The organism is Mesorhizobium sp. CA8, from assembly GCF_020164955.1.
GTDB lineage: Bacteria > Pseudomonadota > Alphaproteobacteria > Rhizobiales > Rhizobiaceae > Mesorhizobium.
The window spans coordinates 42,794-58,400 of the sequence record NZ_JAIUHG010000014.1; the positions used below are offsets into that span (position 1 = coordinate 42,794).

General features: G+C 63.2%; 15 protein-coding genes and 2 pseudogenes. 13 read left to right on the top strand and 4 right to left on the bottom strand.

Features of this window, described 5'->3' with window-relative positions:
- Positions 1-200: 200 nt before the first annotated feature.
- The 5 genes from hslV to LB553_RS16690 all read left to right on the top strand — a co-directional run bounded on the left by hslV (position 201) and on the right by LB553_RS16690 (position 4,439).
- Positions 201-752, top strand: coding sequence for an ATP-dependent protease subunit HslV (gene hslV / locus LB553_RS16670; protein ID WP_127303521.1), 552 nt, complete (start codon positions 201-203; stop codon positions 750-752).
- A 66-nt stretch (positions 753-818) separates the two neighbouring features.
- The gene (locus LB553_RS16675) at positions 819-1,343 is read left to right on the top strand and encodes a GNAT family N-acetyltransferase (protein ID WP_224514923.1); all 525 of its coding nucleotides are present in this window, start codon (positions 819-821) and stop codon (positions 1,341-1,343) included.
- A gap of 4 nt (positions 1,344-1,347) precedes the next feature.
- Positions 1,348-1,947: a DUF2585 domain-containing protein gene (locus LB553_RS16680; protein ID WP_224514925.1), complete on the top strand. Its 600-nt coding sequence runs from the start codon at positions 1,348-1,350 to the stop codon at positions 1,945-1,947.
- Between the two features lie 5 nt (positions 1,948-1,952).
- Positions 1,953-3,263, top strand: a complete 1,311-nt coding sequence (hslU, locus tag LB553_RS16685) for an ATP-dependent protease ATPase subunit HslU (RefSeq protein WP_224514928.1) — start codon at positions 1,953-1,955, stop codon at positions 3,261-3,263.
- A gap of 216 nt (positions 3,264-3,479) precedes the next feature.
- A complete protein-coding gene (locus LB553_RS16690; RefSeq protein WP_224514930.1) occupies positions 3,480-4,439 on the top strand; it encodes a DUF1402 family protein in 960 nt (319 codons plus the stop codon).
- A 9-nt stretch (positions 4,440-4,448) separates the two neighbouring features.
- On the opposite strand, the gene LB553_RS16695 is transcribed toward LB553_RS16690, so the two are convergent.
- From LB553_RS16695 to LB553_RS16705, 3 genes are read right to left on the bottom strand one after another with little or no spacing between them, the layout of a single operon-like run.
- On the bottom strand, positions 4,449-5,678 hold the full coding sequence (locus tag LB553_RS16695; protein ID WP_224514933.1) for an NAD(P)/FAD-dependent oxidoreductase: 1,230 nt from the start codon (positions 5,676-5,678) through the stop codon (positions 4,449-4,451).
- A 4-nt stretch (positions 5,679-5,682) separates the two neighbouring features.
- The gene (locus LB553_RS16700; protein WP_224514935.1) at positions 5,683-5,997 is read right to left on the bottom strand and encodes a MocE family 2Fe-2S type ferredoxin; all 315 of its coding nucleotides are present in this window, start codon (positions 5,995-5,997) and stop codon (positions 5,683-5,685) included.
- Positions 5,998-6,039: 42 nt separating this feature from the next.
- The gene (locus tag LB553_RS16705) at positions 6,040-7,146 is read right to left on the bottom strand and encodes a fatty acid desaturase family protein (RefSeq protein WP_224514937.1); all 1,107 of its coding nucleotides are present in this window, start codon (positions 7,144-7,146) and stop codon (positions 6,040-6,042) included.
- Positions 7,147-7,318: 172 nt separating this feature from the next.
- On the opposite strand from LB553_RS16705, the gene LB553_RS16710 reads away from it, so the two are divergent.
- From LB553_RS16710 to LB553_RS16740, 7 genes and pseudogenes are all read left to right on the top strand, one after another.
- The gene (locus LB553_RS16710; RefSeq protein ID WP_224514940.1) at positions 7,319-8,350 is read left to right on the top strand and encodes a LacI family DNA-binding transcriptional regulator; all 1,032 of its coding nucleotides are present in this window, start codon (positions 7,319-7,321) and stop codon (positions 8,348-8,350) included.
- A 488-nt stretch (positions 8,351-8,838) separates the two neighbouring features.
- On the top strand, positions 8,839-9,780 hold the full coding sequence (locus LB553_RS16715) for a sugar ABC transporter substrate-binding protein (RefSeq protein ID WP_095768205.1): 942 nt from the start codon (positions 8,839-8,841) through the stop codon (positions 9,778-9,780).
- Positions 9,781-9,961: 181 nt separating this feature from the next.
- Positions 9,962-11,038 carry an ABC transporter permease gene (locus LB553_RS16720; RefSeq protein WP_095768206.1) on the top strand — a complete coding sequence of 359 codons (1,077 nt, stop codon included), beginning with the start codon at positions 9,962-9,964 and terminating at the stop codon, positions 11,036-11,038.
- Positions 11,039-11,040: 2 nt separating this feature from the next.
- Complete coding sequence (locus LB553_RS16725) at positions 11,041-11,811, top strand: ATP-binding cassette domain-containing protein (protein WP_140858779.1); 771 nt, start codon at positions 11,041-11,043, stop codon at positions 11,809-11,811.
- A 78-nt stretch (positions 11,812-11,889) separates the two neighbouring features.
- Entirely contained in the window at positions 11,890-12,882 is a 993-nt protein-coding gene (gene iolG / locus LB553_RS16730) for an inositol 2-dehydrogenase (protein ID WP_224514943.1), read from the top strand.
- A 29-nt stretch (positions 12,883-12,911) separates the two neighbouring features.
- Complete coding sequence (locus LB553_RS16735; protein ID WP_224514945.1) at positions 12,912-13,706, top strand: SDR family oxidoreductase; 795 nt, start codon at positions 12,912-12,914, stop codon at positions 13,704-13,706.
- Between the two features lie 110 nt (positions 13,707-13,816).
- Positions 13,817-14,079: pseudogene (locus tag LB553_RS16740) on the top strand (type II toxin-antitoxin system prevent-host-death family antitoxin).
- Positions 14,080-14,479: 400 nt separating this feature from the next.
- On the opposite strand, the gene LB553_RS16745 reads toward LB553_RS16740, so the two are convergent.
- Positions 14,480-14,644 carry a hypothetical protein gene (locus LB553_RS16745; protein WP_224515126.1) on the bottom strand — a complete coding sequence of 55 codons (165 nt, stop codon included), beginning with the start codon at positions 14,642-14,644 and terminating at the stop codon, positions 14,480-14,482.
- Here LB553_RS16745 and LB553_RS16750 point away from each other — a divergent pair.
- A pseudogene (locus tag LB553_RS16750) lies at positions 14,583-15,607 on the top strand (3-deoxy-7-phosphoheptulonate synthase). The gene LB553_RS16745 and the pseudogene LB553_RS16750 overlap by 62 nt on opposite strands.

A 15,607-nucleotide genomic window follows, 5' to 3' on the forward strand; every position in this document is an offset into this window, starting at 1 on the left:
CCTGCTCGAGGCGCCAGGGCTTGAAAACGAAAGCCTTCTACCAGCATGATCCGGCGATTGCCAGTTGCCATTCCGGCCGCTATCGGCGCTCGGGCGAGGGGCGGTTTGCAATCGTTGGCCTTGTGCATACATATGGCCGATCAAACTCACTCGTACCGCGCCAATCGCCTTTTCAAGGGATAGCGCGCATCGGAGCTCAAATGTCGAATGAACTCACCATGCACGCCACGACCATCATCAGCGTGCGCAAGGGCAACAAGGTCGTGATCGCCGGCGACGGCCAGGTCAGCCTCGGTCAGACGATCATGAAGGGCAATGCCCGCAAGGTGCGCCGCATCGGCAAGGGCGGCAGCGTCATTGCCGGCTTCGCGGGCGCTACCGCCGACGCCTTCACCCTGCTCGAGCGGCTCGAAGCCAAGCTCGAACAATATCCGGACCAGCTGACGCGCGCCTGCGTCGAGCTCGCCAAGGACTGGCGCACCGACCGCTATCTGCGCCGGCTGGAAGCCATGATGCTGGTCGCCGACAAGTCGGTCTCGCTGGCGCTGACCGGCAATGGCGACGTGCTGGAGCCCGAACATGGCGTCATGGCCATTGGTTCAGGCGGTAACTACGCGCTGGCCGCCGCCCGCGCGCTGATCGACACCGACAAGGATGCCGAGGAGATCGCCCGCAAGGCCATGCAGATCGCGTCCGACATCTGCGTCTACACCAACAACAATTTTGTTGTCGAAATGCTCGATGCCGCTTGAACGACCATGACCCCGAACCGAAGGACCGCGAAAGCGAAAGGTGGCCGCCGGTTTTCAGACAAGATCATGGTCGAACCAGCAGATACATATGATTTTCGGCCGGTCACGGAAAAAGACCTGCCGATGATCGCCGGTTGGCTGCGCGAGCCGCATGTCGCCCAATGGTGGGATAATCCGGAAAAGGAAATCGCCGAGATCCGCGAGCATATCGATTCGGTTTCGGTGGAACCGCTGATCGTCGAGTTCGACGGCAGGCCGATCGCCTATCTGCAGAGCTACGATCCGCATATGGAGGACGACCATCCCTATGCCGACCAGCCCTTCGGCACGCTGGGCATCGATCTCACGATCGGCCCGCCGGAACTGGTCGGCATCGGTCATGGCTCGGCCATCGTGCGCCAGTTCGTCGAGGAACTGTTCGAGGAAGGCGCGCCGTGCGTCATCATCGATCCGCATCCCGACAATGGCCGCGCCATCCGCGCCTATGAGAAGGCCGGCTTCAGGCCGATCGGGCGCAGGCACTCGCAATATGGGGACGTCGTGCTGATGGCCGTCGATGCGGCCGACGACGATGAAAATCTGGGGGACTGAGGCAATGACCGCATCTGGAGAGGACAAGACGCTTTCGGCCTACGAAGACAGCTGGCGCATGGGCCTGCTGCTCGTGCTCGCTTTGATCGTCTTCCAGGCAGGCACCCTGTACGGCATGGGCCATCCGCCGATCTGCACCTGCGGCTATGTCAAGCTCTGGCACGGCGTGGTCAACAGCTCGGAGAATTCCCAGCACATCGCCGACTGGTACACCTTCTCGCACATCATCCACGGCTTCCTGTTCTATGCGCTGACCTGGGCGCTGTTCCCGCGCTCGCCGATCGGGCTGAGGCTCGCCTTCGCCGTCCTCATCGAAGGCGGCTGGGAGATCCTGGAAAACAGCCCCTTCATCATCGAGCGCTACCGCGCCGGCACCATCTCGCTGAACTATTACGGCGATTCGATCATCAACTCGGTGTCCGACACGCTGTTCATGGCGCTGGGATTTGTGATGGCGCGAAAGCTACCTATATGGGTGATCGTGGCCCTGGCGCTCATCTTCGAGCTCGGCACGGGTTACATCATCCGGGACAATCTGACGCTCAACGTGATCATGCTGCTGCATCCGTTCGAGTTTATCAGGCAGTGGCAAAGTGGAATTTGAGTAATATGAGCACCTTTTCTCCCCGCGAAATCGTTTCGGAACTCGACCGCTTCATCATCGGCCAGAAGGACGCCAAGCGCGCCGTGGCCATCGCCTTGCGCAACCGCTGGCGCCGCCAGCAGCTGGAAGGCCAGATGCGCGAAGAGGTGATGCCGAAGAACATCCTGATGATCGGCCCGACCGGCGTCGGCAAGACCGAGATCTCGCGCCGCCTGGCGCGGCTCGCCGGCGCCCCCTTCGTCAAGGTCGAGGCCACGAAATTCACCGAGGTCGGCTATGTCGGCCGCGATGTCGAGCAGATCGTGCGCGACCTTGTCGAGGTCGCCATCGGCCTGACGCGCGAGAAGATGCGCGAGGATGTCGCCGCGCGCGCCCAGATCAACGCCGAGGAGCGCGTGCTGGAAGCGCTGGTCGGCAAGACGGCGAGCCCGGCGACCCGCGACTCCTTCCGCAAGAAGCTGCGCGACGGCGAGCTCGACGACAAGGAGATCGAGATCGAGGTGGCCGACACCGGCAATGGCGGCATGCCCGGCTTCGAGATTCCCGGCATGCCGGGCGCCAATGTCGGCGTGCTCAACATCAACGACATGCTGTCGAAGGCGATGGGTGGCCGCAGGACCAAGACCCGCAAGACCACGGTGCGCGATTCCTATGCGCTGCTGGTCAATGACGAGTCCGACAAGCTGCTCGACCAGGACGAGGTGGTGCGCAGGGCGCTGGAATCGGCCGAGAATGACGGCATTGTCTTCCTCGACGAGATCGACAAGATCGCCGCCAGGAGCGACATTTCGGGCGGCCCGTCGCGTGAGGGCGTGCAGCGCGACCTGCTGCCGCTGGTCGAAGGCACCACTGTCGCGACTAAATATGGGCCGATCAAAACCGACCATATATTGTTCATCGCGTCGGGCGCCTTCCACGTCTCCAAGCCTTCGGACCTGTTGCCCGAGCTGCAGGGCCGCCTGCCGATCCGTGTCGAGCTGCGCGCGCTGGAGAAGGCGGATTTCATCCGTATCCTAACCGAGACGGAGGCAAGCCTCATCAAGCAGTATATCGCGTTGATGAAGACAGAAGGCGTTGAGCTGACCTTCACCGACGACGCCATCGATTCGCTCGCCGGCATCGCCGTCGATCTCAACGCCAGCGTCGAGAATATCGGCGCCCGGCGCCTGCAGACGGTGATGGAGCGTGTGCTGGATGAGATTTCCTACGACGCGCCCGACCGCCACGGCACGGCCGTCACCATCGACGCCGCCTATGTCGAGAAGCATGTCGGCGACCTGTCGCGCAACACCGACCTGTCGCGGTTCATCCTTTAAGCTCTATCTGGGTTTCGGGCTGGCCTTCGCGCCGGCCTGAAACGCCCTTCCAATGCCCGGATTTCGGGCCGGCTCAGGCCGGCCTGAAACCCCTTCCAATGCAAAGTGTGGCCAAATGGAAGCATCTGGCCACGATTTTTGACGGGAGCTCGAAGCCTTCTCTCGACTCTGCCATGCGCTTTACCTAGTTTGCCGCGCACTCGAAAGCGGCGGCGTATGAAGAAACTTATCCTGCTTTTTCTCGGCATGGCCTTGGCGGCGGCGGTGGCAACCGCGGACGCCGCGACCATCGTGCCTCCAGGCAACCGCAACAGCGTGCAGCCGGATATTCCAGGCGCCTCCAGCCGGCGCACCCAGGCCACCAACACCACTTTCCAGGCCAAGTACCGCAAGGTCTACGCGCTCTTGCAGAACGATGCCGAATTGCGCGGCAAGATCAGGAAGGTGGCGGCTGCCTACGGCATCGACCCGATGCATATCGTCGGCGCCATCGTCGGCGAGCATACCTACAATGTCGACGCCTACGACCGTCTGCAGACTTATTACGTCAAGGCGATCTCGTACCTGTCGAGCAAGCTCTCCTTCGCCTATCACGGCGAGGACATCTCGGATTTCATCCAGCGGTCGGAATTCAAGAAATGCGCCGGCGCGGACGACAGCTACGACCTTTGGGAGTGCCGCGAGCAGGTCTGGAACCATTCCTTCCGCGGCAAGACGGTGGGCGGCGAGGATTTCCCCAACGACCGCTTCGGCGCCACCTTCTTCCAGCCTTATTACGCCGGCCAGACCTTCGGCCTCGGCCAGTTGAACCCGTTGACCGCGCTGCAGATGAGCGACCTCGTGCACAAGGTCTCGGGCCTGCCGAAGCTTGACGTCGATGACCCCAACACCGTCTACAAGACCATCATGGATCCCGACCTGACGCTGCCTTACGTCGCCGCGACCATCAAGAAGTCGATCGACGCGTATCGCAGCATCGCCGGCTTCGACATCTCAAAGAATCCCGGCCTGACCGCCACGCTCTACAATGTCGGCAACCCCGAACAGCGTGCCTATGCGCTGAAGGCCGAGAACGAAAAGCGCCGCGCCGAAGGCCAAGCCGAAAAGCTGCCGGAGGAAAACTATTACGGCTGGCTGGTCAACGACAAGCTGGATGAGCTGAAGGCGCTGTTTTAGCCGGGTCCATCATGCCGCCAGCAGCGACTTCAGCTTGACCGCTTGCGCGCCGAGCGCTTCCGGCGCCGGGCTCGCCCGCTTGGCGATCAGCATTTCCGCCAGCCGGATGTCGCGCGCCACCGCATTGCCGGGGCCGATGCCGCTGGCGGCGACCAGCCTGCCGTCCTCGGCCAGATGGAACAGGATGAAGGCGCCGTCGTCGAGGTCGCGCCGCACGATGCTCTTGCCTTCGTCGGACAGCCCGGCGATCTGCAGGGTCAGCCCATATTGATCCGACCAGAACCACGGCACGGCGGCATGCGCCTCGCCGGCCCCTAGCATGTTCTTGGCGGCTAAGGCGCCCTGTTCCTGCGCGTTGCGCCAGGCTTCGAGACGCACGCGCCGGCCGCCATAGACGGCGAGCGGGAACGAGCAGCAATCGCCGGCGGCGAAGATGTCCGGATCGGCGGTGCGCAAATGCTCGTCCACGGCGATGCCGTTGTCGATTGCGAGCCCGGCTTCGGCGGCAAGCGCCGTCACCGGGACGGCGCCGATGCCGATCACCACGAGATCCGCAACGATCCGCTGCCCGTCGGCCAGTGTGATGGCGACTTCCTTGCCGTCGTCGGCGATCGCCGCGATCCCCTGGCCGGTGCGGATCGTAACGCCCTCGGCCTCATGCGCCTTATGGATGATCTCGGCGATCTCGGCCGGCACGCCGCGCATCAGGATGCGCGGCTGCGCCTCGATGACGGTGACCGTTGCGCCGAGCTTGCGTGCCGAGGCGGCAAGCTCCAGGCCGATGAAGCCGCCGCCGATGATGGCGACACGGTTGCCGGCGCTGAGATGGGCGCGGATGGCCAAGGCGTCGTTGAAGGTCCTGAGATAGACACAACGGCCTCCAAGGCCCGGCATCGGCAGCTGGCGCGGCACCGAGCCTGTCGCCAGCAGCAGCTTATCGTAGGAAAGGGAGGATCCGTCCGACAGCTGCACGACATGCCCGGCACGATCGATCGCGACGGCCCGGACGGAGTGTATGTGGCGGATCGAGCGTTCGGCGAACAGCGCGTCGGTGGCGATCGCCTTGATGGCCGGCGCCGTCCCGGTCATCGCTTCCTTCGACAGCGGCGGCCGCTCGTAAGGCAAATGCGGCTCGTCGCCGACCAGCGTCACCGGCCCTTCGAAACCCAGATCGCGCAGGGCGAGCGCGGCGCGCCCGCCGCATTCGCCTGCTCCGATGATCAGCATCCCCGCCTGCATGGTCTCATCCGATCTGGATCAGGATTTTTCCGGCATCGACCTTGACCGGATAGGTCTTGAGGTTGACGCAGACCGGCGCGCCGCGCGCGTCACCGGTCTTGTAGTTGAAGCGGCCATTGTGCTTCGGGCATTCGATGATGTCATCCATCACCAGCCCGTCGGCCAGATGCACCTTTTCATGCGTGCACAGGCCGTCGGTCGCGAAATATTCGTCGTCGGGGCTGCGGTAGATGGCGAAGGTGCGGCCGCTATGGTCGAACCGCATCACGTCCTCCTCGTCGATGTCTCCGGCCGCGCAGGCCTCGACCCAGTCGCTCATCTCGTCCTCCGCGAAAATCGGTTGGTTAAGCTCTTCGGCAGATCATTCGGCCGCGGCTGCCACCGGATTGTCGTTGTGCAGCTCTTCCCGGTAGGGCTTCGCCGTCGGCGGCAGTGCACGCTTGAGGAAATAATCCTCGTTGCGCAGCTGGCGCAGGAAGGCCGGGATCATCTCGCGATAGCCGGCCAGGATCGATGGCGTCGGCGCCGGCAGATCGTGCTTGATCATCTCGTGCAGCTTCGGCAGCGCGTGATAGGGCACCATCGGGAACATGTGATGCTCCACATGGTAGTTCATGTTCCAGTAGATGAAGCGGCTGACCGGGTTCATGTAGACGGTGCGGCTGTTGAGCCGATGGTCGATGACATTGTCGGCGAGGCCGCCATGCTGCAGCAGGCCGGTCATCACGTGATGCCAGGCGCCATAGAGGCGGGGCAGGCCGACCAGCATCAGCGGCAGCCACGAATGCAGATAGAGCGCCAAAGCGATGGTCGCGAGATAGATGGCGAGCCAGATGCGGGCCACGCGGATCGCCTTCGGCTGTTCCTGCAGGGGAATGAAGGTCTTTTCCGCCGCGCTGATGACGCCCGCGGCGTTGCGGACCATGCCGACCATGGCATGCCAGGCGTCGAGAATGCCGAAGAAGTTGAGCACCACGCGCAAAAGGTCCGGCGGGCGCATGACGGCGATCTCCGGGTCGCGGCCGACGATGATCGTGTCGGTATGGTGGCGCGTATGGCTCCAGCGCCAGGTCACCGGGTTGCGCATGATCATGAAACAGGCGAGCTGGTAGACGGCATCGTTCATCCACTGCGTGCGGAAGGCCGTGCCGTGGCCGCATTCGTGCCAGCGGGAATCGGTCGAGGAGCCGTAGAGCGTGCCGTAGACGAAGAAGAACGGCACGCACCACCAGCTGCCCCAGAACCAGATGCCGCCCGCGGCGCTGACGATGAACGCGGTCAGCCAGATGATGGTGTCGCGGATCGCCGGTTGGTCCGAGCGCTGCATCAGCTCCTTCATCTGCTTGCGCGGGATCTCGGTGTGGTACCACTCGGCCGCAGCCAGCCCGTTCTCGACCGCGAGCCTAGCGTCTCGCCCGGTCAGGCTGTAATCGCGCGGCGACGCCGACGAAGACGTCATGGCAGTCATTGAGCTTCCTCCAACAGCGCCTGGCGAACGGTTTAGCAGGTCTGGGCTCGTTCATGGCCGGCTTCCACTTCACCATACCGCCGGCCCATGATAGTCTCAACATCAGGAAGATAGTTTCTATCATTTCCTATCAGAGTGAGATATCCTAAGTCGGACAAGCAATGGAGCATTCATGGCAAAGCGGCCGACCATTAGCGATCTCGCGCGCGTCTCGGGCGTCAGTGTCGCCACCGTCGACAGAGTGCTGAACAGCCGCCTGCCGGTGCGCGAGGAGACGGCGCGCCGGGTGTATGAGGCCGCCACCGAGATCGGCTACCACGCGGCGGGGCTGATCAAGCAGCGCATGCGCCAGGAATTGCCGGAATACCGGCTCGGCTTCCTGCTGCTGAGGGGCAATGACGTCTTCTATGGCGATTTTGCCAGGGAGCTCGAGCTGGCGGTTTCGCAGTCGCAACGTTTCCGCGGCACTGCCGCGATCGACTTCGCCACGTCGCTGGCGCCCGATGAGATTGCGGGCCAGATGCGCAGGCTGGCGGCCAAGTCGAGAGCCATCGCCGTCGTCGGCCCAGATCACCCGACGCTGACGGCGGTGGTGGAGGCACTGAAGGCGAGGGGGCAGCCGGTCTTCTCCCTGCTGTCCGATTTTGCCGCCGGCATCCGCGAAGGCTATGTCGGGCTCGACAACCGCAAGGTCGGGCGAAGCGCGGCCTGGATGATCGCCAAGGCCGCCAGGAAGCCGGGCAAGGTGGCGCTCTTCGTCGGCAGCCACCGCTTCCATGGCCACGAACTGCGCGAGATCGGCTTCCGCTCCTATTTCCGCGAGCACGCGCCGGATTTCACCGTGATGGAGACGCTGGTCAACCTCGAGGCGAATGACGTGACGCATGACGCCATGCTCGATCTTCTGGCGCGCCATCCCGATCTTGCCGGTTGCTATGTCGCCGGCGGCGGCATGGAAGGCGCCGTCTCGGCGCTGAGAACGGCAAACCCGGCGGTTATGCCGGTCGTCATCTGCAACGAGATCAACGCCGTCTCGCGCGCAGCACTTGCCGACAACATCCTCACCATGGTGATCTCGACGCCGCTCGCCGCGCTCTGCCGGGAACTCCTGGGGCTCATGGCCCATGCCATCGAAAGCGGCGCCGCCAATGCGCCGGGGCAGACCTTCCTGCCCTTCGACATCTATCTGCCGGAAAACATCTAGTAGCTCCGCCGCAGGAATTTTGATCGGTCGCCCGTTTGCGTTGGCAGGCGGCACGCGTTGGAGATTGGCCGAAGCGCCCATCGCGTCGATTCGCTCCTTGCTTCGCCATAGTTCGCCATAGAATGACGAGGTTTAGGGCGGCTTCAGCCAATTCCCGGCGTTTGCGATGGGTCGATGTGAAAGAATCCATCAGGCTGATGGATTCTTTCATGGCGATTTGCTTCGATTCGGGCCCGGGTTTCGACGATCGGGACCGAAAAACCGGCCAATCTCGTCGGAATCGCCCTTGACGTTTCCAAAACGAAATGGAATAAATATTTCACTAACTAGGCTTTTTGGTTCTTTCGTTCCGGAACGCCTGTGCGAACGGAGGAAGAGGCGTTCCAGTCGAGTTGGGACGCCGCATGGCCGCAGGGAGAGATTCCCCGGGCAAACCGGGGATTCCGGTTCAAATGGGTGCAGCCGGACACCAAGTGGAGGAGAATAAAATGAAGAAACTGCTTTTGGGCGTCGCGCTTTCGGCGCTGATGTGTTCATCCGCCTTCGCCGCCAAGATCGGCGTTTCGATGGCCAAGTTCGATGACAACTTCCTGACCGTGCTGCGCAACGGCATGATCGCGCAGGCCAAGGGCATGAGCGGCGTCGAATTGCAGGTCGAGGATGCGCAGAACGACGTGGCCAAGCAGCTCGACCAGATCAAGAACTTCGCCGCCTCGGGTGTCGACGCCATCATCGTCAATCCGGTCGACACCTCGGCCACCCAGGCAATGTCGGACGCGGCCGCCGCGGCCAAGGTCCCGCTGGTCTATGTCAATCGTCAGCCGGTCAATGTCGACCAGCTGCCGGACAACCAGGCTTTCGTCGCGTCGAACGAGGCGGAATCCGGCACGCTCGAGACCAAGGAAGCCTGCCGCCTGTTCAAGGAAGCCGGCAAGAAGGAAGCCAATGTCTACGTGATCATGGGCGAGCTCTCGAACCAGGCCGCGGTGCAGCGCACTAAGGACATCGAGGAAGTCATCGCCACGCCGGACTGCAGCTTCATCAAGATCATCGACAAGCAGACCTCGAACTGGGATCGTGACCAGGCGCAGAACCTGATGACCAACTGGCTGTCGTCGGGCAAGGCGTTCGACGGCGTTATCGCCAACAACGACGAAAGCGCCATCGGCGCCATCCAGGCGATGAAGGCCGCCAACATCGACATGAAGTCGGTGGTCGTCGGCGGCGTCGACGCCACGCAGGATGCGTTGGCCGCGATGCAGGCAGGCGATCTCGACGTGACGGTCTTCCAGGACGCTGCCGGCCAAGGCGCCGGTGCGCTCGATGCGGCGCTGAAGCTCGCCAAGGGCGAAAAGGTGGAACACAAGGTCTATATCCCGTTCCAGCTCGTCACTCCGGCGAACATCGACAAATTCTTGAAGAAGAACTGAGGCGCGCCGGCGCAATTCCAGGAACGGTTTTCGGTATGGAATTGCGTGAAGACAAACCGCGGGGTGGTGCCGCGACGCATCGGCCTGGCTGAAATCGGCTGCTGGCGAAGCGGCGCCGCTCTGTTCCTCTCCCGCCCGACAGGGCGGGAGAACGGGGCGCGGTCATTCGGAGGAAGAAGACGTGTCACAGACATCGCATGGCATTGGCGGGTTGAGCTATGACGCCAAGAAGCGTCCATGGCCGGCCGAGTTCAACGTGTTCCTGGCGCTGGTCATCCTCGTCGTCGCCTTCGAGCTGATCGGCCGCGTTTTCCTCGGCGACAGCTTCCTGTTCAACACGCGCGAGAATGTGTCGGGCCTCTTCAACGAGCAGCGCCTGCAGATCATCATCCTGCAGGTCTCGATCGTCGGCATCATAGCCATCGGCGTCACCCAGGTGATCATCTGCGGCGGCATCGACCTGTCCTCGGGCTCGATCGTCGGCGCCACTGCCATGATCGCCATGAGCTTCGCGCAGGTTGCGACCGTCAACGGCAATCCCAATCCCAAGGCGATGTTCATCGACTATGGCTGGACCGACCTGCCGGTCATCGTGCCGGTGCTGGTCGCGATCGGCTGCGGACTGATCGCCGGCCTGATCAACGGCCTGTTGATCGCCTATACCCGCATTCCGCCCTTCATCGCCACGCTGGGCATGATGGTTACCGCCCGCGGCATCGCAAAATGGTGGTCGAAGGGCCAGCCGATCTCGTTCCCGACCGACAGCTTCGCGGCCATCGGCAAGGGCCTGATGCCTGTCGTCATCTTCATCTCGCTGGCGCTCCTGTTCCAGCTTATCCTGAGCTATACGAAATACGGCAAGCATTGCTACGCCATCGGCTCCAACGAGGATGCCGCGCGCATGTCGGGCATCAAGATCGCCAACCACAAGGTGCTGGTCTACGCCATCGCCGGCATCCTCGCTTCGCTTGCCGCCGTGGTGCTCTGCTCCAAGAACCTCACCGCCCAGGCCGGCATGGGCGTCATGTACGAGCTCGACGCCATCGCCATGGCGGTCATCGGCGGCGTTTCGTTGTCGGGCGGCCGCGGCTCGATCATCGGCACCGTGATCGGCTCGCTGATCTTCGGCGTCATCATTTCCGGCTTCACCTTCCTGCGCCTCGACGCCTACTATCAGGAGATGGTCAAGGGCGTGATCATCGTCGGCGCGGTCGTTCTCGATCAATGGCGCCAGCGCCGCCGCGCGATAGGAGCTTGACCATGTCCGACATCGTTCTGAAGACCGAAAACCTGACCAAGCATTATGGCGGTGTGCACGCCTTGCAGGAGGCGAATTTCGAGCTGCGCAAGGGCGAGCATGTCGCCATCATGGGCGACAACGGCGCCGGCAAGTCGACCTTCGTGCGCCAGATCACCGGCGTCGAGCAGCGCACGGACGGCAAGATCTGGTTCGACGGCAAGGAAGTGAACTTCGCCGGCCCGATCGAGGCACGCGAGGCGGGCATCGAGACCGTGTTCCAGAACCTTGCGCTGGCCGACGATCTCGACGTGCCGTCGAACCTGTTCCTTGGGCGTGAGAAGGTGCTCTTCAACCTCGGGCCGTTCTCGATCCTCGACCGCAAGGCGATGCGCAAGGCGACCGAGGCGGCGCTGATCCGCACGGCGGTGAAGATCCCCAACCTCTCCAGCACCATCCGCCATATGTCCGGCGGCCAGCGCCAATGCGTCGCGATCGCCCGGACCGCGACCTTCGCCTCCAAGCTGATCATCATGGACGAGCCGACGGCAGCGCTCGGCGTGCAGGAAACCGCGCAGGTCGAAAACATCATCCGTACGCTGAAGGAAAACGGCGAGCCGCTGATCCTGGTCAGCCACAACATGCGCCAGGTGTTCGACCTGGTCGACCGCATCGTCGTCTTCCGCCGCGGCCGCATCGTCGCCAATTTGCGCAAGCAGGACACCGACGGCAACGACATCGTCGCCTACATCACCGGCGCCAAGACCGGACAGGCGGAACTGCAGGCCGCCTGACGGACGCCGCGACGGGATCAACCAATCGTCCGCGCCGGCGGCGCGGACAGCTTTCTAAACCATCTCGAAGGATATTCCATGACTCTCCGCTTCGCTCTTCTCGGCGCCGGTCGTATCGGCAAAGTGCATGCCCGCGCCGTCGGCTCAAATCCGCAGGCAAAACTGGTTGCCGTCGCAGATGCCTTCGAGAAAGCGGCGACTGAGCTCGCCTCCGCCTACGGCGCCGAAGTGCGCACGATCGATGCCATCGAGCAGGCCAAGGACATCGACGCCGTCATCATCTGCACCCCGACCGACACCCATGCCGATCTGATCGAGCGCTTCGCCAAGGCCGGCAAGGCGATCTTCTGCGAGAAGCCGATCGATCTCTCCGTCGAGCGGGTCGAAAAATGCCTGGCCGTTGTCGAGAAGACCAAGGCCACGCTGATGGTCGGCTTCAACCGCCGCTTCGACCCGCATTTCGCCGCCGTGCGCAAGGCGATCGACGACGGCGCCATCGGCACGGTCGAGATGGTCACCATCACCTCGCGCGATCCGGGCGCCCCGCCGCTCGATTATATCGCCCGCTCCGGCGGCATTTTTCGCGACATGACCATCCACGACTTCGACATGGCGCGCTTTCTGCTCGGCGAGGAGCCGGTGGCCGTCAGCGCCCATGCCTCGGTGCTGGTTGACAAGAAGATCGGCGAAGCCGGCGATTTCGACTCGGTCAGCATCATCCTCGAGACCGCATCCGGCAAGCAGGCCGTCATCTCCAACTCGCGCCGCGCCACCTATGGCTACGACCAGCGCATCGAGGTGCATGGCTCCAAGGGCATGGTCGCGGCCGAGAACCAGCGGCCGGTGTCAATCGAGCTCGCCAACGACAAGGGCTATACACGTCCGCCGCTGCACGACTTCTTCATGACCCGTTACATCGACGCCTACGCCAACGAGATCGCGGCCTTTATTGCCGCGGCAACTGCCGGAAAGAAGGCGGCGCCGAGCGGCAAGGACGGGCTGATCGCGCTGAAGCTGGCCGACGCGGCCTTGCAGTCGGCCAAGACGGGCAAGACCATCCGCGTCGATTGAAATTTGAATACGGATTGAGGAGCACAGCGATGAACGGTTTCGCCGGTCGCAATTCAGAAACGCGCGCCATCGTCACCGGCGGCGCGCAGGGCATCGGCTTCGCGGTTGCGGAAGCCTTGGCGGATGAGGGTTGCCGCGCGCTGGCGCTGATCGGCCGCTCCCAGGAAAAGGGCGACAGGGCGGTCGCGGCGCTGAAGAAGAACGGCGTCGACGCCATCTTCATCAGCGCCGATGTCGCCAAGGTTGCGGACTGCAAGCGCGCCGTCGAGACCGCGATCGAGCATTTCGGAACACTGAACGCGCTGGTCAACGCCGCCGCCACTTCCGCGCGAGGCTCGCTGGTCGAGACATCGGAAGAACTCTTCGACCAGATCTTCGACACCAATGTCCGCGGCCCCTTCTTCCTGATGCAGGGCCTCGTCGCGCATCTCCTGGAGCGCAAGGATCCGGGCTCGATCGTCAACGTTCTGTCGATGTCGGCGCATGCCGGCCAGTCCTTCCTGACGCCCTATTCGACCAGCAAGGGCGCGCTGATGACGCTGACCAAGAATGTCGCGAGCGCTTATCGGCGGAACCGCATCCGCTGCAATGCGGTGCTGCCGGGATGGATGGACACCGAGGGCGAGGCGATCGTCCAGAAGAAATGGCACGGAGCGTCGGATGACTGGTTGGAGAAGGCCGAGGCCGCGCAGCCCATGGGCCAGCTGGTCAAGCCCGCGCAGCTTGCCCGGCTGATTACCTACATGCTGAGCCCGCAGGCGGGCGTCATGACCGGCTCGCTGGTCGACTATGATCAGAACATAGCCGGGGTGATCGGGGAGTAGCGGCTGGCTTTGGCGTAACGGCGCGCGGGCCCAAGAGCGCGCATGTCTGCCGGTTGCCGCAGCATTGCCTTTCCCTCATAGTCATAAGTCCGAACACTCATGGGGGTGGAATGATGTCTGCGCCCGAACATACCAGCTGGACTGTCGCCGAGGCAGAAGTCAGGTTCGCGGAGATTATCGAGCGGCGCGGTACGCGCCGCAGAGGATCACCGAAAACGGCAAACCAAGTGTGCTTGTCGTGTCGGCCGAAGAATGGCTTCGAAGGACCGGGCGAAAGGGTACGCTTGCGGAATTCCTGTTGGAATCGCCACTGCGTGGTGCCGATTTAGACCTTGAACGTCAACACGACGAACTGCGTGATCTGCCGCTATGAATCGCTACCTTCGTCATCCACGGGCGGAGCAAGGAGCGAAGCGACGCGCGCAGACCCGAGGATCCATGCCGTTACTTTGAAGCGTCGCGGCCGCGCAGAATTTTGCTAGGGTGCATTCCTCGGCCCAAGGCACGGAATGGATTCCTTTGGTCTACGCGGTACGCTTCGCTTCCCGCTCCGCCCAAGGACGAAACCGCGAGATTCGGCCATTCCGAATTGGCTCTCATCAGCCACGTGACAAGCGCCCCCGCATCGATTATATCAGGCGCATGATCCACCTGACCGCCTCGTTTTGGTACTTTAGCTACGGTAGCTCGCTGGCGGCGGGAGGATTGCGCTCGATCTGAAAACTCTAGATCGAAAATCCGACAAGCCGCCAGACCTGGCGGCTTTTTTTGTTTCAGCCGGCAGGTCTCCTAAACCAGGAGCAGAAAGCCGTGTTGACCACCACAGACGACCTTCGGGTCACCGAAATCAGAGCCTTGAGTACGCCGGACGAGGTGATGCGCGAGATACCGCGCTCGCTCACCGCGACGCGCACCGTCGCTGCCTCGCGCAACGCCATCCATTCGATCCTCTCGGGGCCGACGATCGACTGCTTGTCATCGTCGGCCCATGTTCAATCCACGATCCGGTCGCGGCCGTTGACTATGCCAGCCGTCTGGCGGCGCTGCGCGAGGCCCTGGCCGACCGGCTCGAGATCGTCATGCGCGTCTATTTTGAAAAGCCGCGCACCACGGTCGGCTGGAAGGGCCTGATCAACGATCCCGACCTCGACGGCAGCTTCAACATCGAAAAGGGGCTGCGCATGGCGCGCAACGTTCTGTCGGCCGTCAACAATCTCGGCCTGCCGGCGGCGACCGAATTCCTCGACATGACCATCCCGCAACACATCGCCGACCTCGTCGCCTGGGGCGCGATCGGCGCGCGCACCACTGAAAGCCAGATCCATCGCGAGCTGGCCTCGGGCCTGTCCTGTCCCGTCGGCTTCAAGAACGGCACCGACGGCGATCTCAGGATCGCCGGCGAGGCGGTGAAGTCCGCCGCCCAGCCGCATCATTTCATGGCGGTGACCAAGGGCGGCCGCAGCGGCATCGCGGCGACCACCGGCAACGAGGATTGCCATGTCATCCTGCGCGGCGGCGTCGCGCCGAACTATGATGCCGCAAGCGTCGAGGCCGCCGCGGCCGAGCTAGTCCGCATCGGCATCGCGCCGCGGCTGATGATCGACGTCAGCCACGCCAACAGCGCCAAGAAGCCGGAGAACCAGCCGAAGGTCGCGCATGACGTGGCGGGCCAGGTTGCCGCGGGCGACGAGCGCATCATCGGCGTCATGATCGAGAGCAATCTCGTCGCCGGCCGGCAGGACGTCGTGCCCGGCAAGCCGCTGGTCTACGGCCAGAGCATCACCGACGGCTGCATCGACTGGGCGACCACAGAGACGGTCCTGCACGGCCTCGCCGGCGCCGTCGAATGGCGCCGGTCGGTGAAGCGCGAGATGCTCGCCAGCCGGCAGGGTGCGGCTTGA